Source organism: Amazonocrinis nigriterrae CENA67 (assembly GCF_016056305.1).
In the GTDB taxonomy this organism is placed as follows: domain Bacteria; phylum Cyanobacteriota; class Cyanobacteriia; order Cyanobacteriales; family Nostocaceae; genus Amazonocrinis; species Amazonocrinis nigriterrae.
This window is the reverse complement of record NZ_JAECZC010000019.1, coordinates 26,409-46,811: the sequence shown is the minus strand read 5'-3', so window position 1 is coordinate 46,811 and position 20,403 is coordinate 26,409. Positions and strand designations below refer to the sequence as shown.

At 41.3% G+C, this 20,403-nt stretch carries 18 protein-coding genes; 3 read left to right on the top strand and 15 right to left on the bottom strand.

All coding sequences use genetic code 11. The annotated features are described in order from the left end of the window. Window positions 1-54: 54 nt before the first annotated feature. From I8748_RS12830 to I8748_RS12770, 13 genes are all read right to left on the bottom strand, one after another. Window positions 55-978 (bottom strand): EthD domain-containing protein, encoded by a 924-nt coding sequence (locus I8748_RS12830; RefSeq protein ID WP_198124967.1) that lies wholly within the window; start codon window positions 976-978, stop codon window positions 55-57. A gap of 366 nt (window positions 979-1,344) precedes the next feature. Continuing rightward, the gene (locus I8748_RS12825) at window positions 1,345-4,107 is read right to left on the bottom strand and encodes an AtaL-like protein (RefSeq protein ID WP_198124966.1); all 2,763 of its coding nucleotides are present in this window, start codon (window positions 4,105-4,107) and stop codon (window positions 1,345-1,347) included. A 461-nt stretch (window positions 4,108-4,568) separates the two neighbouring features. Beyond that, complete coding sequence (locus I8748_RS12820; RefSeq protein ID WP_198124965.1) at window positions 4,569-5,042, bottom strand: quercetin 2,3-dioxygenase; 474 nt, start codon at window positions 5,040-5,042, stop codon at window positions 4,569-4,571. 460 nt (window positions 5,043-5,502) lie between these two features. Further along, entirely contained in the window at window positions 5,503-6,411 is a 909-nt protein-coding gene (locus I8748_RS12815) for an alpha/beta fold hydrolase (protein ID WP_198124957.1), read from the bottom strand. Window positions 6,412-6,502: 91 nt separating this feature from the next. Further along, window positions 6,503-7,141: a 3-hexulose-6-phosphate synthase gene (hxlA, locus tag I8748_RS12810; protein ID WP_198124964.1), complete on the bottom strand. Its 639-nt coding sequence runs from the start codon at window positions 7,139-7,141 to the stop codon at window positions 6,503-6,505. Between the two features lie 63 nt (window positions 7,142-7,204). Further along, window positions 7,205-7,801 carry a 6-phospho-3-hexuloisomerase gene (hxlB, locus tag I8748_RS12805; protein WP_198124963.1) on the bottom strand — a complete coding sequence of 199 codons (597 nt, stop codon included), beginning with the start codon at window positions 7,799-7,801 and terminating at the stop codon, window positions 7,205-7,207. An 88-nt stretch (window positions 7,802-7,889) separates the two neighbouring features. Continuing rightward, window positions 7,890-8,108: a hypothetical protein gene (locus I8748_RS12800; RefSeq protein WP_198124962.1), complete on the bottom strand. Its 219-nt coding sequence runs from the start codon at window positions 8,106-8,108 to the stop codon at window positions 7,890-7,892. A 410-nt stretch (window positions 8,109-8,518) separates the two neighbouring features. After that, a complete protein-coding gene (locus I8748_RS12795; RefSeq protein WP_198124961.1) occupies window positions 8,519-9,361 on the bottom strand; it encodes a heme-binding protein in 843 nt (280 codons plus the stop codon). Window positions 9,362-9,446: 85 nt separating this feature from the next. Next, window positions 9,447-10,220, bottom strand: a complete 774-nt coding sequence (locus tag I8748_RS12790; RefSeq protein ID WP_198124960.1) for an SDR family NAD(P)-dependent oxidoreductase — start codon at window positions 10,218-10,220, stop codon at window positions 9,447-9,449. A gap of 257 nt (window positions 10,221-10,477) precedes the next feature. After that, window positions 10,478-11,485: an aldose 1-epimerase gene (locus tag I8748_RS12785; protein WP_198124959.1), complete on the bottom strand. Its 1,008-nt coding sequence runs from the start codon at window positions 11,483-11,485 to the stop codon at window positions 10,478-10,480. Between the two features lie 96 nt (window positions 11,486-11,581). After that, a complete protein-coding gene (locus I8748_RS12780) occupies window positions 11,582-12,244 on the bottom strand; it encodes a nuclear transport factor 2 family protein (RefSeq protein ID WP_198124958.1) in 663 nt (220 codons plus the stop codon). A 606-nt stretch (window positions 12,245-12,850) separates the two neighbouring features. Further along, window positions 12,851-13,759, bottom strand: coding sequence for an alpha/beta fold hydrolase (locus I8748_RS12775; protein WP_198124957.1), 909 nt, complete (start codon window positions 13,757-13,759; stop codon window positions 12,851-12,853). Window positions 13,760-13,905: 146 nt separating this feature from the next. After that, entirely contained in the window at window positions 13,906-14,709 is an 804-nt protein-coding gene (locus tag I8748_RS12770) for an SDR family NAD(P)-dependent oxidoreductase (protein WP_198124956.1), read from the bottom strand. A 737-nt stretch (window positions 14,710-15,446) separates the two neighbouring features. Between I8748_RS12770 and I8748_RS12765 the strand changes: the two genes are divergently transcribed. From I8748_RS12765 to I8748_RS12755, 3 genes are all read left to right on the top strand, one after another. After that, window positions 15,447-15,845 carry a nuclear transport factor 2 family protein gene (locus I8748_RS12765; RefSeq protein ID WP_198124955.1) on the top strand — a complete coding sequence of 133 codons (399 nt, stop codon included), beginning with the start codon at window positions 15,447-15,449 and terminating at the stop codon, window positions 15,843-15,845. 403 nt (window positions 15,846-16,248) lie between these two features. Then, a complete protein-coding gene (locus I8748_RS12760) occupies window positions 16,249-17,370 on the top strand; it encodes a ScyD/ScyE family protein (RefSeq protein ID WP_198124954.1) in 1,122 nt (373 codons plus the stop codon). Window positions 17,371-17,375: 5 nt separating this feature from the next. After that, window positions 17,376-18,023: an NADPH-dependent F420 reductase gene (locus I8748_RS12755; protein WP_198124953.1), complete on the top strand. Its 648-nt coding sequence runs from the start codon at window positions 17,376-17,378 to the stop codon at window positions 18,021-18,023. Window positions 18,024-18,302: 279 nt separating this feature from the next. On the opposite strand, the gene I8748_RS12750 is transcribed toward I8748_RS12755, so the two are convergent. Then, on the bottom strand, window positions 18,303-19,250 hold the full coding sequence (locus tag I8748_RS12750; protein WP_198124952.1) for a class I fructose-bisphosphate aldolase: 948 nt from the start codon (window positions 19,248-19,250) through the stop codon (window positions 18,303-18,305). 227 nt (window positions 19,251-19,477) lie between these two features. Next, complete coding sequence (locus tag I8748_RS12745) at window positions 19,478-20,401, bottom strand: Cof-type HAD-IIB family hydrolase (RefSeq protein WP_198124951.1); 924 nt, start codon at window positions 20,399-20,401, stop codon at window positions 19,478-19,480. Window positions 20,402-20,403: the final 2 nt, after the last annotated feature.

Here is a 20,403-nt window from a genome sequence, read left to right as displayed (position 1 = left end):
CACGAACAGGCTAAAATGATGCAATAGATTTTTGAGACACAAGTGGTTTCAGTGTTAAACAACAAGCGTCGATTGCTCCTTGCCAAGGATAAGATTGAGTATGTTGTCCTGTGTTTGATTGGTTGCACCTAGGTTTGTGATCAGTTCTGCTACTGTGGAAGTTCTTTGTCCGGCTAGGGTTAACTTACCGTTATGAACTAAAGTGTAAGTACCCTCTTCTAAAAAAGAAGCAAATTGCTTTATGTACTTACCCTGGTCTTTTACTAAAGAAGTATACGGTTCTGAATTCAAGAAAGTTTTCATATCTGTCCGATTTTTAAAAGCAATTTCAAACGCTGCTTGATATTGCTTTTCTAATGGTTCGTAATGAGAAACTCCAGGTGCTGGTGGAAGTGAATTATCATGCTCCTCAAGTAGATGTAGTCTAAACTTAATAACTAAATCACTTTTGACAACAGATTCAGCAAATCTATCTACCATATATTCCCGAAACTGTTCAACAGTGATAGTATTTGCCTTTTTGACCATAACATGAAATTTGATGACATCTAAATTGCCTATTGGATAAGTATTTTCTATGCTGTCAACATAGGTTTTAGAGTTACTATTATTCGTTCCGTATATAATAGCTTGGCTAACAAAATTCTGCTGGTCAGAGTCGAGAATAGCAGCACTATTAATCCAAGTTTGTAAGTCACCTTCTGATAAAAACGTCAATTCTGCTATTCCATCTAATTGATCTTCTTTTGGAATTGTGTATTCTATGCTATCAACACTTGACCAAATATTATCCCTATTATGGGTCAAGTGATACTGCCAATACTGGTATTGACCTGGTATTCTTGCACTTACAGGGCCATGAACATTTTTCCAATAACTATAGAATGTTTGCAAATCTATGTCTTCTCTCTTTTTAATCAGTATATATAATACTGTTGTCGCATCTTGAGCATGTGCTGAATAATTGACCTTTGCCATAGTTAATCTCCTGGAAATATCAAGTGTTACCTAAATAAAAGGGACAATGTATATAAAGAAATATAAATTTCAGGCTGAAAATATTTTTTTACTTGGAAGTCTCTTATTGTCGGTGCGGCCCTTGGCGACAACGCAACGCCAGTTGCTTTAGAGGGAACCTCTGCAACGCACTGGCTTCCCTACATTTAAATTGTAGTGCTAGCTTGCTTATGGCTTTTCTTAGCAGTTTGCGATCGCATCACCTGACATTAATAGTGAATAAAATCACTTATACCTAAGTAAATTCACAAAAATCTTGACAGTCATTGCGAGTTTTACGTCTACATTTTGCTTCGCTCCATTCGCAATGACATTGTATAATTATGTTTACCTACCTATTGACCACTTAGGTGGGTTGGCTGTTGACCATTTAGGAGCAAATCCAGTTTGTACTCTTTGTCTACCTTCAGGATGTTCAGCGAAGTGATTTTTCATAGTGTTCGGTGGAATCAGTTTTTTACCTTCACTGACAGTGAACACAGTGGCTGAATTGGGAACGTTAATTGTAGGATCAAATACAGGATTCACATCCATAAAAATCCGCAGTTCTGAGAATTTATCACCTTCTACGCGGAAGATATCGGAACAAGGAAGTGTCACAACTGAGCCATCTTTACGCCAGTAGGTAACATCCATTTCTACAAACACTACGTCACCAACTTCCCAGATCATTTTGATGTCATGGTAGACAGCAGAGATACCACTAAAGAAAGCATCCGCAGATTTCTTGATTGCTGCTTTATCTAAACACACATCAAAATTGCCGAACTGATAAACTGGTGTGTCAGTAAAGAAGTTTATGAATCCTTCCGAATCAAATGCCTCACCTCTAGAGAATAAGCGCTTAACCAAGTCTGTTGTCGTACCGGGAAATTTTTCAGCAGTAGATTTTTTGTAATTAGCTCCTATTTTGCCATTAAAAATTGTACTTTGTACTCTATTTTCCTGCTGTTCAGAAATACTTTTTAAATTCAGCACAATTTGCTTAACTGCTTCGGCAATGCTTTCTTGAATTTTTTGAGCAACTTTTCGGCCCTCTTCATTGTAAGCTTCCCAATCCCAGGTATAGCTAATTACTAGAGGTTCATGAGGATTGTTACTAGTAGGGCGGATAACTTTATTAGTTCCTTGACCAATGAAAAAAGGATTATTCACTAAGGTGTGTCGGATTTTTCCAGTTTTTTCATTCCAAGTTATTTTTTCCTCAACTGTCATGTTGAGAACTTTAATTTGACGCAGTATGCCATTATGATATCTCTCCAGAATTTTACAATTGTAGGCTTCTGGATTGTAGCGCCCTGGATTTTCAATGGTATCTAGTAACACATTCCAAACAGTTGATAACGATGCATTGATAGAACTGCTATGTGTGGCATAAACTCTTTCTGATGTTTCTATTTGTTGAAAAGATTTAGAATTTAAAACAGCGAAATGTGTATTAGTTGCCATACTATATTCCTTCTGTGCTTTCACAAAATGTTTTTTAACTGTGCGAGTGGCTTGGTTGAATTCTAATTGTTCTCCATTTGGCCCTTTACAGTAGAACAATGCCCAACCTTCTAATTCACCAAATTCTGACTCCGGTTGATTATTTGCATTTAATGAATCTGGTTCATCCCAAAATTTAGAAGAATTATATTTTAGTGCAACTTTTCTTCTTTCTTCTTCAGATTTTACTCTAATTACGCGATTAAAAACAACATTTTTTATGCCGCGTATTTGGCACTCTTCTTCTAAGAGTTTGGCAAAAAAATTTAAATCCACATCATCTTTTACATGAAAAGAGATGTGCATAGCATTCACATGACCAACATGGGAAGGAATGCGCTCAACAGCTGAATGATGGGGATTTTGTGTTGCTGCATCTCGAAAATAAATGAGTTCAATACAGGTATTACCAAAGGAGATGAATTTAATATCTAAGGCTTCTTTAGCATCTCTAAGATTAGGGATACCAAAAGTTTTGGGGTTAACTCCTTGGGTTAATGCATCCAACTCCTCTTTTTGAAAGAGAGTGTTTTGTATCCCATCACCCATGAGATTATTTTCTGCAACAACTATCTTCCCTCCTAATACCTCTGTGTAAAACTCGAGGGATTGTTCCATATCTTGAACTGTAACTCCAACGTGTTGCACTCCTTGCAGATAATGACCTAACCCTGGCTTAACAGTTTCTTTACCGTTCATTAGAGAAACTGTATCTGAATTTAATTGATTAGTTGCTCCTACTTTCACGATCAAATCTGCAACATTAGAACTCCACTGACCTGCTAGGGTCAATTTGCCGTTATGTACAAAGGTGTAAGCACTGCGTTCTCGCAATGGTAAAATCTGCTTTACATATTTAGCTAAGTTTTTGAAAGCAGCAGCATATTCTGGGGAAGCAAAGAATGCTTCCATTTCTAGAGGATTGGCAAAGGCAATTTCAAACGCCGCTTGATACTGCTTCTCTGGTGGTTCCCAATGAGACACCCCAGCAACATCTGGGCGGGAATTGTCTATTTCATCAAACAAATGCAATCGGAACTTGAGGACTGCATTACTTTGGACGATCGCAGGAGCAAAGTAATCTGTCAAATGTTCGCGAAAGGCTCTTACATCCACGCCATCAGCTTTTTTCAGCATGACATGGAATTTCAACCCATCCACCTTACCGTTTGGTTCCCCTGTGGGGATGCCATCAATGAAGGTTTGGGAATTACCATAGTTGGTATTATAGCCAACTGCTTTGCTGAATAGGTTGTGTTCGTCAGCCATCAGAGGATCTGACGATTGAAAAAAGGCTTGGCGATCGCTTTCGGTTTCAAAGGTTAATTCTGCAATGCCATCAAATTGATCTTCTGTCTGATATGTGTAATCAATCCCTGGAACCCTTGGCCACAAACTACCCTCTTGATTATGATCTAGGTGAAATTGCCAGTATTGGTGCTGACCTGGTAATCGCGCGCACAGAGGCCCATGCACATTTCTCCAGTAATCGTCAAAAAGCTCTAAAGAAATACCTTTTCTTTTCCACAAGAGAACATAAAAAGCTAGTTTGCCATTTTGATCTCGGATTGCATAATTGGCTTTTTTTGTTACTGCTTTCATAGCAGATCTCCTTGATTCAACACTACTCTGGTTAGACACCTACAAGTAATAAAATGCCCAGCCGTATCAAATATATTTTGGCTCAACCCAAGGACTGAGGCGCTTTCGCCCCGAAGGGGCGAAAGCGACGGCTCTTGCTTTTACTTTCTGGAAATCCCTTAAAAATCTTATTTAGCGTGCTGAAGCAGCCTGCCTGAATTTTGACAGTAAGTCCTCAAACCACGAAACAGCGTGGCTTTTTTCCACAACTTAGTTATGAATTCATGAAAATGACCAACGAAAAAATCAGGGCTTGGGAAATCCTTAGCATCTTACTTCAAAAAATCGGGGATACTAATCTTATAGAAACTTCCAAGTAAAAAAATATTCCACTGCTTGCAGTTATCAGTTATCAGTCAACAACTTCAACCAGGATAATTTATTTCTTGGAGTTACCATATTTGTTATATCAAGTGCGAGAACTATAGTATTTCAACACCATATTTTGGCCCAACTTCACGCATTTTTTTGATTTGGTCTTCGAGGGCGATTGGTACGGGTGTATCTTTGTCTTTCACTAAATAACCTACTTCCTCAAAAAAGTTTTCCAGCCCAGCAGGAATAGCTGTTGTGAAAGTTCTTGCTGGTGTTGTACCAACATTTGTAAAGGAATGAGGAATACCTTTAGGTGCATGAACAAAGCTACCCGCCGATAAGACTATCTTTTGATCTCCAACCTGGAACAATAACTCCCCCTCTAGGATATAGAATGTCTCGTCTTCCCGATGATGAATGTGAGGTGGAGAACCATGACCGGATGGAATATAAAACTCAAATGTTGAGTAAGCTCCGCCAGTATCTTCACTAACTGCTTTAAAAGTGTATGTGTCTCCCACAACTGAGTAAACAAGACCTTCGCCTGTTGGTGACACTACCGGATTAGTTTTAATTACCAATGTATTTCTCCTTTCTCTGCTAGGATTTTTCAAAATGTAAACTGCTGGCAAGTATACGTAACACTTGCCAGTATTTGTTCACAAGTAGTTTATGAACCTTGACTGCAAGCTCAATTATGAATGCTTTGTACAGAGGTAACAGAGCTAGTACTCAAGCAACCCTTGCATTGCTAGGTGAAGGTAAGCAGGGGGAGCGAAGAAGTAACAATTAATATCATGTCCCTTTAAACAATTATGATATCTGCGAAGGTGGGTAATTGGGAATTGGGAATTGGATCTTACTATTAGTCATCACTTATTACCCATTACCCATCACTCATCACTTATTACCCATTACCTATTACCAGGCAAACCGACTATATCATAAGTAATTAGCCGAACTTGATATAACAATTCTCTTTCCCCCCCCAGCCTCCAAGCGCTCACCACCACGCAGAGTTACCTTGGTGAACTACTAGAATTAGGATTTATAATCCTCACCAAAGAATTGGAGTAGCTGTTCAATTAGGAACTCTGGCTGTTCTTCTGGAATAAAATGTCCGCAACCTTGAATAACTGTACCGCGAACATCAACAGCAACTGCCTGCATCGCCTTAATTGGGCGATCGGCTAAACCATGAGAGCCACCAAGAACTAGAACAGGTATTTGAAGTTTTGTTTTGGCATTTTGCTTATTTTGTTCCACCGACTCGTGAATAGCCCGGTAAAGTCCCAAAGAAGCGCGTACTGCTCCTGGTGCAGAATACCAACGAACATACTCGTCTATTTCAGCCTCAGAGATTCCAGAGGGGTTGTAAGAATATCTATTGAAAAAATAGGAAATGAATATGCGTTCTCTACCTGCAATCAGTGCCTCTGGCAGGTCAGGTACAGCATTAAAGTTAAAATGCCAAATTCCGCCTCCTTGGCGTGAGGTTTCAGAGGAATATCCCGCTAGGTCTTCCCAGCCAAACCCTGGAAGTGTTGCATCCAGGTTAACAAATCTACGTACATCTTCTGGATGAGCTGCCGCATAGGCATAGTTGACTGGCGCACCCCAATCAGACCCAACTAAGAAAACCCGCTCAAAACCTAGAGAATGAACTAACTGGTAAATATCTTCAGCTTCGGTGCGGCTATCATAGCCTACAGCCGGCTTGGAAGAGTCACCAAAACCACGGATGTCAACCGCAATCACTGTATAGTGTTCTGCCAAGGCTGGCATCACTTTATGCCACTGATACCAAGTATGTGGCCAACCATGCAACAAAACTATTGCATCGCCTTGCCCACCTATTACGTAGTGCAGACGTATGCCGTTAACAAAAGCATATTTATGGGTAAATTTTGCTTCGAGAGCCGTTTTGGTATCTGCCAAATAACTTGTCATGGTTTCTGATTATAGTTTTTGCTGCTTGTTGAGTTTTTAGTTGCTTTGATTAATACAACCACCGTCATTTCTACACTGGTGTCAGAAGTTGTTATCCTTGTGAATTAATCTTTTCCCGTAAACGACGGGCAGCTTCTGCAGGAGAATTAGCACTGTAGATAGCAGCACCAACTGCTGCTACATCAGCTCCTGCTGCTTCTACTTCCTGAATTGTTTTCTCATTAATGCCCCCAGCAGCCGAAAGAGAAATTGAGACTGCATTTCGTAGAGCCGTGAGTTCATCTGCGGTAGAAGTACACAAATGATTAGCCTGTTCGTCCAATCCGCAGTGTAGTTCTAGGTAATTAACTCCTAGGTTTTCTAATGTACGCGCACGTGACACACGATCTGAAACAGAAATCAAATCAGCAGTGACATACTTTCCGTATTTACGAGCAGCAGTTACGGCACCCTCAATCGTACTGTCATTCGATACAGCTAAGACTGTTGTAAAGTCCGCTCCTGCTTTGAATGCCATCTCAGCTTCTAAGCCTCCAGCATCCATCGTCTTCATATCTGCAAAAATTAGCTTATCGGGAAAATATTGTTTGAAGGTTGTTAAAACTTTCAGTCCCTCTTGCTTGATTAGAGGGGTACCTGCCTCAATGATATCAACATAAGGAGAAACTTCTTGGAGTAAGTTCATTGCCTGTTCTAATGACAACAAATCTACAGAAACTTGTAACTTCATAAAAACACCTCATGTTTGTGGTAACTTTGTACTCTACTACAATCTAGTAAAACCTTAATTTAGTTACTCAAGATTGGCGTGTAAAGACCAAAGATTTTCAGAACTTTTGCTGGAATTTTCAGACAGAACATGAAACAAGGCATCAAATAGTAGCAAGGATGATTGCTCGAATAAAGAACCACTAAATTGTTGTGACTGTTGATGACTATGGTCTTGTTTAGCTGCAGCTTCAATTATGATGAGAAAATCTGCAATCTTAGCTAAAGGAGAGTCTGCTTGGGTTGTGACACTAGCAATATATGCACCAAATTCTTTCGCTTTGTGAGCAATTTCTAAAACATGTTCTGTGCTTCCCGAACCAGAAAAATCAATCAGTAAATCTCCTTGCTGAATTGCCGGAGTAATTGTTTCACCCACTACATAGACCTGACGACCTAAATGCATCAACCGCATGGCAAACATCCGAATCACTAAGCCACTGCGACCTTCGCCAGCCACAAAGATTCTTTGGGCATTCATAATTGCTTGCCCAAGTTCTGCAATTGCTAAGTAGCTAATTTTTTCTAAAACGCCTCTGTTCTCGTTTAATACTAATTGAATCGCTTTATCAAGACCTACCTTAATGTCTGTGATAGTGACAGTTTGAGCAATATTAGCCATGATTACTTTTTCCTCTCAACTACTAAAGTTTGATACTCATGGAACCAACTGCTACTAAAGCTATAAAAAAACTTGTTTAACCTAAAACTTAGTTCAAAATTTGCTTGACAGTTGTCTGTAATAGTTCTAAACCTACTGGCAAATTTTGACCAAAATGTAATCTGAGAGTTCGACGGTTTTGCTCTGCTAATACCTGAAAATCACCCCTTGCTGATGTCGCTTTGAGAACTCCAAAGAGGAATATGGAAAAGGCGAAAAGAGAATAAAAAGTTAACTTTTCGCCTCTGGTCTTTGTGGTATGCGGCATTCAAGAACAGAATTGGTATGGTTATTATTCTTTCGTTTCAAGCCCGTTTTCACCAGCAAAGATCTATACGTTATTGCTGAAGTTAAGGCTGTTAGTGAAGTCCCATGATAAATCTGGCTTTTTTGCATCCCAGTTAGCGATCGCGTCAATCCAAAGGGTGTGGTGTGCGAGGATAATTGGGAAAACTCTCTTTCCACTACCAATTAAAGACCACCATCAAAGAGGTAATCAAACTATATTTGTATGGCAATACGGTTCAGTTAAGCATTTCTTCCTTCTCTCTGTGGAACAGACACTTTACTCAACGGGGAGGAACCCCCGCACGCAAGTGTCCTCCTCTGCGCCTGGAACGGTTCATTACAAAAATTAACTTTGACAAAGAGTTTTAGTCCGAACTGGACTGTATTGGTTTATATGGCTCCCTCTAGCAGTTCGAGTACATTCCCATCTGGATCAGTGAAGCAAACAATAGTAGCATCTGTTCCAGGCAATTTTTGAGGCTCAGACAAGAAATTTACACTCCGTGCCTTTAAATTTTCGTATACCTGATGAATGTCATTGGTACGAAGGCAGATGCGAGCCACTCCAGTATGGTTTAAATTAGGATAAGGTTGTCCTTCTGTTTTGGGGTCAAGAAACTCAACCAGGTCAATTCGAGTTGCTTTTGGATCATTTTCTAATGTCAAATGGACTCCTCGAAGTTCTGCATATGGCAATCCAAATGCCTTAGCCATAGCAGCACTACTCATTCCTTTGCTGAAGTCAGTTATCACCTTGAAGCCAAGCATTTCATAGAACGTGAGTGAGCGATCAAGATCAGTACAATTAACGTTGCAGTGAAAGATTCCTTCAATGTTTGTCAAACCTGCAACCCCAGCTTCAGCAACTTCTTGGTCTTGTTTACCAGAACCACCACTTACGCCAATAGCTCCAACAATTGTACCGTTTTGTTTGAGAGGAATCCCCCCAGCAAAAATCATCACCTTGCCATTGTTAGATGCATGAATCCCAAAAAACTCTCCTCCACATTGACTGTGTGCTGCTAATTCTTTGGTGGAGATATTGAAGGCGCGGGCAGTGTAAGCTTTCTTAATGGCAATGTCAATACTGCCAATCCAGGCTTCATCCATACGCACATGAGTAATTAAGTTTCCCCCATGATCTACTACTGCTATATTCATTGGCTGACCAATTTCAATAGCTTTTTGTTCGGCAGAAGCAACTATTTTTTGTGCATCTTTGAGTGTAAGCATGACAATTAGTTATTCCAAATTTGCTGTTTTTGTTATCTTGAGGTGATCAGTCTGACTTTACTGTTCATATCTGTGTTTTTCTGCTTTACCAAGATTCTTCAAGCACAGATGTTAGACCACCATCTACAAATAACTGCGTACCAGTAATGAAAGATGCCTCGTCACTAGCAAGGAAAGCAGCAGCATTACCAATATCTTCAGGAGTACCAAGGCGCTTCATCACCTGCCTTTTTTCTACTAGTTCTCGTTGGTGAACTGGGTTGTCATAGCTATTGAAGAGATTTTCAATCAGAGGTGTCCATACCCAGCCAGGAGCAATTGCATTCACCCGAATGGTCGGGCCATAGTCAATAGCCATGTTACGGGTTAAGGCAGTCATCCCACCTTTAGAAGCTGCATATGGTGCGACACTGTTAACTGTGGCATGAGAGTGTACTGAAGACATATTGATAATCACACCTTTCCCGATCGCCTGCATATGAGGAATCGTATATTTGGAGCAGAGAAATGCACCTTTGAGGTCAATAGCTAAACAACGATCCCATTCCTCGCTTGTGGTATCCAATACTGACTTGTAAACCCCAACACCTGCGTTATTGACTAAGATGTCTATTTGCCCAAAAGCATCAATGGTGGTTGCGACCATTGCTTTAACTTCTTCTTCATTGGAAATATCGCAGGGGATGAAAATAGCTTCACCGCCTTTGTCGCGAATTTCTTCAGCTGTTTGCTCACCTGCTTTGGCATCACGAGCCACAACACTAACTTTGGCTCCTTGTTGGGCAAAAACTGTAGCAACTCCCCAGCCAATGCCTTTTGAACCACCAGTTACAATGGCAACTTTGTCTTTTAGCTTCATGATTCAGCCTCACTAAATTCACAACTTCTCAGGACTAAGACTTATGCATCTGAAAAAAATCAAGGTTTTGGGGGCCGTGGAAATAGCGTCAACCCATCGTGAATTGACCAACAGTCTCTTATAGCCGTAGTCATATAGGTTATGACAGTGGTGATTGCTACTAGCTTTTAAGTAATTGGCTTTTTACTCAGCAACGCTAGATGCGCAGCTGTCAGCGAAGCGCGTTCTTCGCACTGGCTCCTCAGCACTTTACTGTACTATTGCTCCACAACTCCATCAGGAGTAATACGTTTTACACCTTCTCCTTGGTAAGCAACAGCAACTAATTCCGTTTCAATGACTTCGCCTGGTTTCATTGTCAACGCTGTACCGTTTTTAACAGCATTCTTGATTCCGGAAGGGGGAAAACTAGTGAATGGCTCAAGAGCGCAATTATATGTACGCCCATACCAAGGATAGTCAGTATGTCCACCGTAGACCTGCCACATCCAAAGATATTTAAACAGATCTTTGTCCCAAACCATCCCAAAGCCTACACCTTTCCTTTGATTAGTTAAACCGTACCAACCTTCAGTTAATTCTTTGAAAAAGACGACATCAACCGATTGAGTTTCCCTAGAGAGTATAGAGGTAATATCTTGTATGACTCCGGTACGTCGGTTTTTGACTTTAGGGAAATCATAATCTCCTCCTGGTTCCCACAGACCATTTTTATGGTAAGCCATCACTTCAACTTTGGAAGCTGGGGTCTGAACCACGCAACTATCATCCAGGAATGGCTCTCCAATAGCAGGATGATGACCCCACATGATGGCGAATTCACCCATTGATTCGTTGACAAGACGTTCATGAATAAACAAACCAGCAATACCACGTTTGAGTGACATCGTGCGTTCAAGTATTAACGGTGAACGGTAAAGACGTACACGTGTGTATAAAGTGACTTGTTCTTGGGTATCTTCAGAGATAGTAGCCTCAAAAGGGAGGAGTGCTAATTCACCATGCAAACCTTGAGAAGTGCCCATGTAGGGTTCTGCCGCCCATCCTGCTGATGGTAGTATCTCCTGCCAACCACCGTAGTAGTGATCATGGAAAGCTCCTTCGGGTAGCGCACTAGTTGCAACAAAGGGGCGTCGCATAGGAATCGGTGATTGCCACATGAAATCCAAGTTGTAAGGCTTGTAGGTGAAGTCAAAGATGTCTGCACCTTTTTCCAGTAGTATTCCGACCCGCAGTAACTCGTTCTCCAGGTATGCAATTTGCATACTCTTGTAGGTGTAATCTAAACTAATGCGACAACCCTCTTTTCTTCCGTGCGTGTACATAAGTTACACTTTATGCCTTTTTATAAGTTCGGAAGGTCATATCTTAATAAGCGACCATTTAGACAATTCTTCAGACCATTTGGGGACAAATCCTGCTGCTACACGTTGTTTCCCTTCATCATGTTCGCTGAAGTAATTTTTCATGATGCCTACTGGAGTTATTCTATGTCCTTGGCTGATTGTGAATACGGAAGATGTGTTGGAAACAGGAATCGTTTGGTTAGATACAGGATTTGCATCCATAAAAATCCGCAATTCTGCGAATTTGTCGCCCTCTAACCTGAAAATATCGCAGCAAGGAAGTGTAACTACAGAGCCATCCTTGCGCCAGTAAATCACATCCATTTCAACGAATACTACCTCACCAACTTCCCACGTCATCTTAATTTCATGGTACAAGGCAGAAACTTGACTGAAAAAGGCATCCACAGATTGCTTGATAGCAGCTTTAGTGAAACATGGTGCATAGTTGCCAAATTGATACACTGGTGTATCAGTAAAAAATTCAATAAATCCTTCCGAGTCAAATGCTTCGCCTCTAGCAAATAAGCGCGTTACAATCTCTGATGCTGTTCCTGGTAGTCTCTGTGAAATATTACTTGTCTGGTCTGAAGTTTGACTAAAAACGCTGTTATTTGAAACAGATAGTTCGGGCTTGATATTCTGTTTCCCGTTGGAGAGAGAAAGCTGACTGTTCATAAGAGAAACTATTTCCTTCTTCAGTTGATTGCGCGGATAGTTGTAATCAATTCCGTCTGAAGCTAAATAATCTGGGACTTACGCAATAACTGTCTCAAACCCTCTTTTGTTTGTGTACTTCGCGTCCTTTGTAGCACCCTGCGGGAAGTCGTTTGGGTGACGATCGCAAGCTCGCTAATACCAGTCGCTCATGGTGAGAACCCCCAAGACAGCGCTGACTCACCACTTGCGCGTCTATGTTCTTACGTGACTTTTGCGTAAGTCCTATGATTAATGCTTTGTACAGAGGTAACAGAGCTAGTACTCAAGCAACCCTTGCATTGCTAGGTGAAGGTAAGCAGGGAAAGCGAAGAAGTAACAATTAATATCATGTCCGTTTAAACAATTATGATATCTGCGAAGGTGGGTAATTGGGAATTGGGAATTGGATCTTACTATTAGTCATCACTTATTACCCATCACCCATCACTCATTACCCATTACCTATTACCAGGCAAACCGACTATATCATAAGTAATTAGCCGAACTTGATATAACAATTCTCTTTCCCCCCCCAGCCTCCAAGCGCTCACCACCACGCAGAGTTACCTTGGTGAACTACTAGAATTAGGATTTATAATCCTCACCAAAGAATTGGAGTAGCTGTTCAATTAGGAACTCTGGCTGTTCTTCTGGAATAAAATGTCCGCAACCTTGAATAACTGTACCGCGAACATCAACAGCAACTGCCTGCATCGCCTTAATTGGGCGATCGGCTAAACCATGAGAGCCACCAAGAACTAGAACAGGTATTTGAAGTTTTGTTTTGGCATTTTGCTTATTTTGTTCCACCGACTCGTGAATAGCCCGGTAAAGTCCCAAAGAAGCGCGTACTGCTCCTGGTGCAGAATACCAACGAACATACTCGTCTATTTCAGCCTCAGAGATTCCAGAGGGGTTGTAAGAATATCTATTGAAAAAATAGGAAATGAATATGCGTTCTCTACCTGCAATCAGTGCCTCTGGCAGGTCAGGTACAGCATTAAAGTTAAAATGCCAAATTCCGCCTCCTTGGCGTGAGGTTTCAGAGGAATATCCCGCTAGGTCTTCCCAGCCAAACCCTGGAAGTGTTGCATCCAGGTTAACAAATCTACGTACATCTTCTGGATGAGCTGCCGCATAGGCATAGTTGACTGGCGCACCCCAATCAGACCCAACTAAGAAAACCCGCTCAAAACCTAGAGAATGAACTAACTGGTAAATATCTTCAGCTTCGGTGCGGCTATCATAGCCTACAGCCGGCTTGGAAGAGTCACCAAAACCACGGATGTCAACCGCAATCACTGTATAGTGTTCTGCCAAGGCTGGCATCACTTTATGCCACTGATACCAAGTATGTGGCCAACCATGCAACAAAACTATTGCATCGCCTTGCCCACCTATTACGTAGTGCAGACGTATGCCGTTAACAAAAGCATATTTATGGGTAAATTTTGCTTCGAGAGCCGTTTTGGTATCTGCCAAATAACTTGTCATGGTTGTACCTTTGTATAAAAGTGCGTTGATGTCTTGTGAATCAGACTCTGGTTATACTTTTTGCAGCTTCTTGAATTTTTTGGTTGCTCTGATTGATACAACCACTGTCATTTCTACACTTGTGTCAGAAATATGAGGTGAGCAAATTAGTTAATTGCTCCCACGCCTCCACCATCCACCCGAATATTTGCACCGTTAATGTAGTCTGCCAGCGGACTAGCTAAGTATGCAATCATATTTGCTATTTCCTCTGGTCGTCCTAGACGACCAGTTGGGTTAGGCCAATACTCTTGCATGGCGTGCTTTTCAATCTCTGCCCAATCTTTACCCCATCCTTTGTGAAGAGCAATTTGATGAAAAATATTCTTTGCTCCTTCAGTTGCAATTAGACCAGGACTCACCGTGTTGACTGTAATGCCTGTTTGGAATAACTCTTTTGCAAGACTCACAGTCATATTTAAAACTGCAGCTTTTGTAGCTTGATAGTCAGGCAAGGAAGCATTGGGTTGAGTGGCTAAACCACTAGCAATCTGGATAATACGTCCCCAACCTAGGTGCTTCATTTGGGGTACAAGAAGCTGAATTAATCTCACCATAGAAATCACGTTGGCGTTATAGACTTCAGCCCATCCCTCTGGTTGGCTAGTAGTCCAGCTTCGGTCTTCGTATGAGCCAGCATTATTGACTAAAATTTCCACACCATCAAGAGTTGATAGTACTTTTTCAACAACTTGATTTGCACCTTCATTTGTTGTCAAATCTCCAGTAACAACAAAAGCTTTGCCACCATCTTGATTAATCTCTTGAGCCACTTTACTGGCTTGCTCTTCTCTGCGTCCGTGTATAATAGTGATCGCACCCTCTTTTGCTAAAGCTTTAGCAATCGCTGCACCAAGTCCACTACTACTACCAGTAATAAGAACTCGTTTATCACGTAAGTGTAAATCCATGAACTTACCTCATGGTTATATTTTTGTAGACTCTGTAACTTTGTTGTGCGATATGTAACAAGCAAGACGAATCCTAGGTCGGCTAATGTTTTGTGAGTTGATGATACGTCTTTATTCAATTTTGTGGTAATTCTCATCGGTGAGAAGATAGATTTAGTTTGTCTATTCTGAGAAATAATCACCAGTAAAGTTCTGTATTTTAAGAATAAAGTTATGATGTTTTATTACAAAGTTTTTAAATAATGTTTAAGTTTTCTTGCATTTATGCTACATAATGCCGAGAAAACATGAATCTCAAAAAGACTACAATCTAAATAAAATATTTCTTCAGTGTGATGAGACTGAAGTTAGTAAGTATTAGTGCTAGTAGCAATTTTTACTTGGTTATTTTATAGAGTTTAACTTCTGGCGATCATTCGCATAGCCTCTGATAAAGCAGGAAACAAGGGTTTAAATCTGACACTAAAATCTCTGATTTGGTAGCTGGAAGATGGGGTTCAAGCCTTATCTCAATTTTTACCTTTCTGCCTTCAGCCTTTTTTGTATTTCTATCTGTAGAGTAATATAAAAATTACTTTAATATCAGCTAATTTTCTCAGTAAAATTACTAAATAAAATATGAAGTTTAAGTATTTTTTTGAACAAAGGCATAAGTTTTCCTTAAAATAATGAACTTGACTTGTTAAATTTGCGAAAAATAGGCAACTTAAATTTACATCTTAATTATGAGAATTTCAATGTCCAATTTAGCTGGTACATCAACTAAAACACAAATAATCAAAAACCTGTTTGAAGTGCTGGAATCTGGGCCAAATACTCCCATCCAGTCCTCAGAAAGATATGTGACATTCCTTACCGAAAGCGCACAATTTCGGTTTGGTAACTTCGATACTTTGGTTGGTCACAACGCCATTAAGGACTCTTTAGTGAATTTTTGCCAACAGGTAAAGAGTATATATCACGACATCAAACGAGAGTGGGAGTTTGGAGATGTAGTGTTCCTGGACATGGAAGTCACTTACTACCGTCTTGATGGCACTGCCGTGACACTTCCTGTGATGGATTTCTTTCAATTTAAAGGTAACTTAATCCAAGAACTAGGAATTTATATGGATATTAGTCCACTATTTGCTTGATTTATAAAGTTAAAAGTTCAAGAATGCAAAGAGAGTTTTGATTTAAATCGCACAAATAAAAGTTGAAACCTTTGTCTAGACTGGGTGTAAGGTGTGGGGTGCAAAGTTTATTGAGTCAAAGATTTATTGATCTTTGCACTTATTTTTATTTTTCTTTATTGTTTACTACATCCACTCACCCTACACCCAAAAGCCATCAACACAGTGGATTTGTGCTTCATAAGAGTGCTATTAAGTTCTGAGTCATGAGAGGTTGTTTCATAAGTCCTGAATCTAGAATTTTTTCCACCTTAAAAAGAACAAGAAGATGTTGAATTGGTATCATTTGCTTGAAAGAACAACTAGCAAATTCAAATTATTGTTGATATCTTTACTGTCTCTAGGTTTAACAGTCCTAGTACCTATGCTGGTTTCGAGGGTACTAATACCAACTGTAAATGCACAGGAAAGCTTTGCATCTAGCAACTCACAAGTCAAGATGAGTATAGTTGCTAAAAACCTAAATAATCCACGGGGGCTTGCCTTTGGTTCTGACAGCGCACTTTATATTACAGAGGCTGGTGTCAATGGGCAAGGAACACAAATTCCAGGGCCAGCGCCGGGCGTGATTTTAAATTTTGGCTTGAATGGTTCAGTGACTCGCGTTTATAAAGGAGTGCAAGAACGTATCATCACCGATTTACCATCCACAACAGTAGATCCCGAAGGAACTCAGCTAGTGCCGTCTGTCAATGGTAGCAGCCAAACTTTTGGTGCTGCCGACATAGCATTTGATCGAAAGGGAGATGCTTATATCATCCTTGGTTATGCCACTAATCCATTTTATAAAAGCAACCTCGGTTACACTGGTGAAAATCTAGCGTCACTTCTGAAGATCAATTTAACCCCAAAGGGTAAAGTCGTGTCGATCAAAAAAATCGCTGACTTCGGAGAGTATGAATTACAAAAAAATCCACCTTATGACGATCTCGTTAGTGATCCCTACTCTATCTTAGTCGAGGGTAATGACACTTTGGTTGTTGATGGAGGTGCTAACGATCTTCTACGGGTGAATAAAGATGGCAAAATCTCCACAGAGGAAGTTTTTCATCAGCGTTACTTTCCTGACGTAGAAACTCCCGTACAAACAGTACCCACAAGTATCACACTTGGTTCAGACAAAGCCTACTATATAGGCGAATTATCTGGATTTCCTTTCTTAGAAGGTGTTGCACGTATCTTCCGTTTCATACCAGGGCAAGTGCCACAAGTCTATGCTGACGGTTTCACCCAAATCATAGATATGGCTGCCGCCCCTGACGGTGGTCTATATGTTCTCGAATACGCCTCCCACTCTCTGTTATCAGGTGATCCCACCGGAGCGCTGATCTATCTATCACCTTCTGGGCAACGTAAGACTCTGGTAAGCGATGGACTGGTTTTCCCAACCGCTATGACAATTAGTACAGATGGAGACATCTATATTTCAAACTACGGCTCATATGCTGGTATTGGAGAAGTAGTCAAAATTAGGATTAAAAATTAAATTTTATGAATATTGGAATTATTGGTTCGGGAAATATGGGCAAAGCCTTGGGAAGCATCTGGAGCAAAAATGGTCACAAAGTGCTATTCAGCTACTCGCGTGATCCAAACAATCTCCGTGCTGTTATTGATTCCATTGCTCCAAGTGCTTTAGTTGGTACACCTGCTGAAGCAGCACAGTTTGGAGAAGTAATTTTTCTTGCAGTACCTTGGGTAGCGCTCAAAGACGCACTCAATGCTGCCGGGCCACTCGATGACAAAGTATTGATCACATGTGTCAGCCCTCTGAAACCGGACTTTAAGGGACTGACCACAGGTTTACAAGCATTCTCGGAAATTTCTGCTGCGGAAACAATTGCTCAGTTGGCTCCATCAGCCAAAGTCGTGGAAGCGTTCAACCTGACATTTGCAGAGATATTGCAATCTGAATCACGGCAGTTCGGTTCTGAACAGCCCAGTGTTTTCTACTGTGGTGATGATGAACAAGCAAAACAGGTGACTGCGGGGCTAATCAAAGAAAGCGGGTACGAAGCTGTGGATGCTGGGCCACTGGTAATAGCACGCACTTTAGAGTCTTTGGCAACTATTTGGGTGCAGATGGCTGTTGTTGCAGGTATGTTCCCAAACGTCGGGTTAAAAGTGTTACGCCGTTAATAGAACTAATGGTCTGTCTCATTAATTTTGCTGGGTAAACTCAAATTCAACTTTGAGCAGGGGAAGCAGAGGTAGCACGGGGAGAGAAGAAGTAACAATTATAGGACTTACGCAAAAAAACTCTCAAACCCTTATTCCTCCGTGTCCTCTGCCTCCTCTGTGGTTCGTTCTTCCCTTAAGAGTGTGTAAGTCCTAAATTAACAACCCTCTTTCCCCTCCTGCCTCCCTGCTCACCATGCAGACTTCCCTTGGTGGACTACTAGATGTCTTGCCAGACTACTAGGCGAGTAATTGGCTGGGAATTGGAGCTAATTCATCAGAGTAAATATCCATAATTGTATTCAGTAGCCGTAGTGCATCTGGTTTAAAACGTTGGAATGAATTGCGCCCGATGATAGAGCCGAATCCGCCACCCTTGTGGATGGCACGAATTTCATCAAGTAACACATCATCACTTTCAGTAGGGCCACCTGAAAAAATCACGATCCGCCGACCATTAAACGTACATTGCACAACATGCCGTACTCGCTCATCTAGAGTGGCAATTGGAATTTGCTCTTTTTCATAGACCTTACGAGCTGCCTCTTGCTCAATATGGGCACTTGGTAGCTTCACCTTAATAATGTGGGCACCAAGTTGGGCAGCAATGTGAGCAGCATAGCTCGTCACATCAATTGCAGTTTCTCCCAATTTGCTCAAACCAAAGCCACGCGGGTAAGACCAAATAATCACTACTAAGCCTTGGCGTTTTGCCTCTTCAGCGTAAGCGCGAATTTGTTCATACAACTCTAATCGATGAGTTGAGCCAGGATAGATAGTGAAACCAATTCCCACGCAACCCAGTCTTAAAGCATCTTGAACACTCCCAGTCAAGGCTTGGCTGGGATCTTTTTCATCTACCAGTACATCATGGTCGTTAACTTTCAAAATCAGGGGAATGTCACCCGCGAACTCTCTTGCACCTGCTTCTAGGAATCCTAAAGGTGCTGCATAGGCATTGCAGCCTGATTCAATTGCTAACTCAAAATGATAATGAGGATTGTAAGCAACTGGGTTAGCAGCAAAACTACGGGCAGGGCCGTGTTCAAACCCTTGATCTACGGGCAGGATAACTAGTTTACCAGTGCCTGCTAACTTACCATGATTGAGTAGTCGTGCCAGGTTAGTTAGGGTTCCTGGATTATCGCTGCCATACCAACTAAGAATTTCTTTAACTTGTTGGGTCATTTTAATTCTCCAAAATAAATCAATCAGTTTTTTCTTTTAATTAATGACCTACTGACAAGAGAAGCTGAGAATGATTTATGGGTTTTTACATCTAGCAACGGCATTTCCTGCCAACATCTGCGGCAGAACCAGTAAATATGGTTATTCCGAATATGTTGCAGCATTCTATCAGAGCAGTAAGGACAATTTTTCCCCTCAAAGGTTGGTCTGGATTTAACTAGTAGCATTTAACTAGTAGCTGCTGATTGCCTTAAGCTTTGATCGAGTACTGGCTTTGAGCCGTTACCACCCAAAATGAACCGTTCCACTGCATTGGCAAATCCTTCCTCTTCATAGGAAGTTGTGACATACTGGGCCTGGCGCTGCACCTGCACACTGGCGTTGCCCATAGCAATGCTCAGACCGCTTTGTTCAAACATTGGTACATCGTTAGGCATATCCCCAATGGTGGCAATCTCGTGAGTAGGAATTGTCAGGAGTTCAGAGAGGCGCTGTATCACCGCTCCTTTGTTAGCGCGAGGGTGGGTGACATCTAAATAGTAGGGCTGGGAACGTGCAGCAGAGACTTGCTCACCATCACGGGAACTCGTGCCGGTCTGACAGCAGACTTGTCCACTGAACTTTTGCTGCACATCAGCCTCGCAGCGTGCTACTGCTTCTGTGTCATCACTGACGCCGACTATTTTGGCAACGTTGTTTAGCAGTCCGTCAAAGTTGGATACAACGGTTGGTGAGAATTGCACTGTCTTTTCTTCGCGGTCAACATGAGAACCATGCCGTTCACGTACAAACCAATCGTTGCCTTGATAGATCCAAACATCGAGACCGTGATCAGTGATGATTTCAACCACCTGCTGAGCGATCGCTTGAGTCAGTACATTCTGATCAATAATGGAGAAGTCAGAATTAAAGAACACTGCACCATTAAAGCCAGCGATCGGGGCAGTTAAATTCAGTGCATCGACAATCATCTTCATGCCCAAAGGCGGGCGACCACTAGTGATGGTGAAGATAATACCAGCCTCATTCAGCTTTTGGACAGCTGTACGGGTGCGATTTGTCAATATCTTCTCACGAGTAACCAAAGTGCCGTCTACATCGGCAACGAGCAAAGAAATTTGAGATTGTTTGAACTCAATCGTTTGATTCATAA

What these genes read in the sequence shown, in the direction of transcription:
- I8748_RS12830 (WP_198124967.1), bottom strand. Translation starts at nt 978, where the DNA reads ATGGCAAAGGTCAATTATTCAGCACATGCTCAAGATGCGACAACAGTA.
- I8748_RS12825 (WP_198124966.1), bottom strand. Translation starts at nt 4,107, where the DNA reads ATGAAAGCAGTAACAAAAAAAGCCAATTATGCAATCCGAGATCAAAAT.
- I8748_RS12815 (WP_198124957.1), bottom strand. Translation starts at nt 6,411, where the DNA reads ATGACAAGTTATTTGGCAGATACCAAAACGGCTCTCGAAGCAAAATTT.
- hxlA (WP_198124964.1), bottom strand. Translation starts at nt 7,141, where the DNA reads ATGAAGTTACAAGTTTCTGTAGATTTGTTGTCATTAGAACAGGCAATG.
- hxlB (WP_198124963.1), bottom strand. Translation starts at nt 7,801, where the DNA reads ATGGCTAATATTGCTCAAACTGTCACTATCACAGACATTAAGGTAGGT.
- I8748_RS12800 (WP_198124962.1), bottom strand. Translation starts at nt 8,108, where the DNA reads ATGCCGCATACCACAAAGACCAGAGGCGAAAAGTTAACTTTTTATTCT.
- I8748_RS12795 (WP_198124961.1), bottom strand. Translation starts at nt 9,361, where the DNA reads ATGCTTACACTCAAAGATGCACAAAAAATAGTTGCTTCTGCCGAACAA.
- I8748_RS12790 (WP_198124960.1), bottom strand. Translation starts at nt 10,220, where the DNA reads ATGAAGCTAAAAGACAAAGTTGCCATTGTAACTGGTGGTTCAAAAGGC.
- I8748_RS12785 (WP_198124959.1), bottom strand. Translation starts at nt 11,485, where the DNA reads ATGCAAATTGCATACCTGGAGAACGAGTTACTGCGGGTCGGAATACTA.
- I8748_RS12780 (WP_198124958.1), bottom strand. Translation starts at nt 12,244, where the DNA reads ATGAACAGTCAGCTTTCTCTCTCCAACGGGAAACAGAATATCAAGCCC.
- I8748_RS12775 (WP_198124957.1), bottom strand. Translation starts at nt 13,759, where the DNA reads ATGACAAGTTATTTGGCAGATACCAAAACGGCTCTCGAAGCAAAATTT.
- I8748_RS12770 (WP_198124956.1), bottom strand. Translation starts at nt 14,709, where the DNA reads ATGGATTTACACTTACGTGATAAACGAGTTCTTATTACTGGTAGTAGT.
- I8748_RS12765 (WP_198124955.1), top strand. Translation starts at nt 15,447, where the DNA reads ATGTCCAATTTAGCTGGTACATCAACTAAAACACAAATAATCAAAAAC.
- I8748_RS12760 (WP_198124954.1), top strand. Translation starts at nt 16,249, where the DNA reads ATGCTGGTTTCGAGGGTACTAATACCAACTGTAAATGCACAGGAAAGC.
- I8748_RS12755 (WP_198124953.1), top strand. Translation starts at nt 17,376, where the DNA reads ATGAATATTGGAATTATTGGTTCGGGAAATATGGGCAAAGCCTTGGGA.
- I8748_RS12750 (WP_198124952.1), bottom strand. Translation starts at nt 19,250, where the DNA reads ATGACCCAACAAGTTAAAGAAATTCTTAGTTGGTATGGCAGCGATAAT.
- I8748_RS12745 (WP_198124951.1), bottom strand. Translation starts at nt 20,401, where the DNA reads ATGAATCAAACGATTGAGTTCAAACAATCTCAAATTTCTTTGCTCGTT.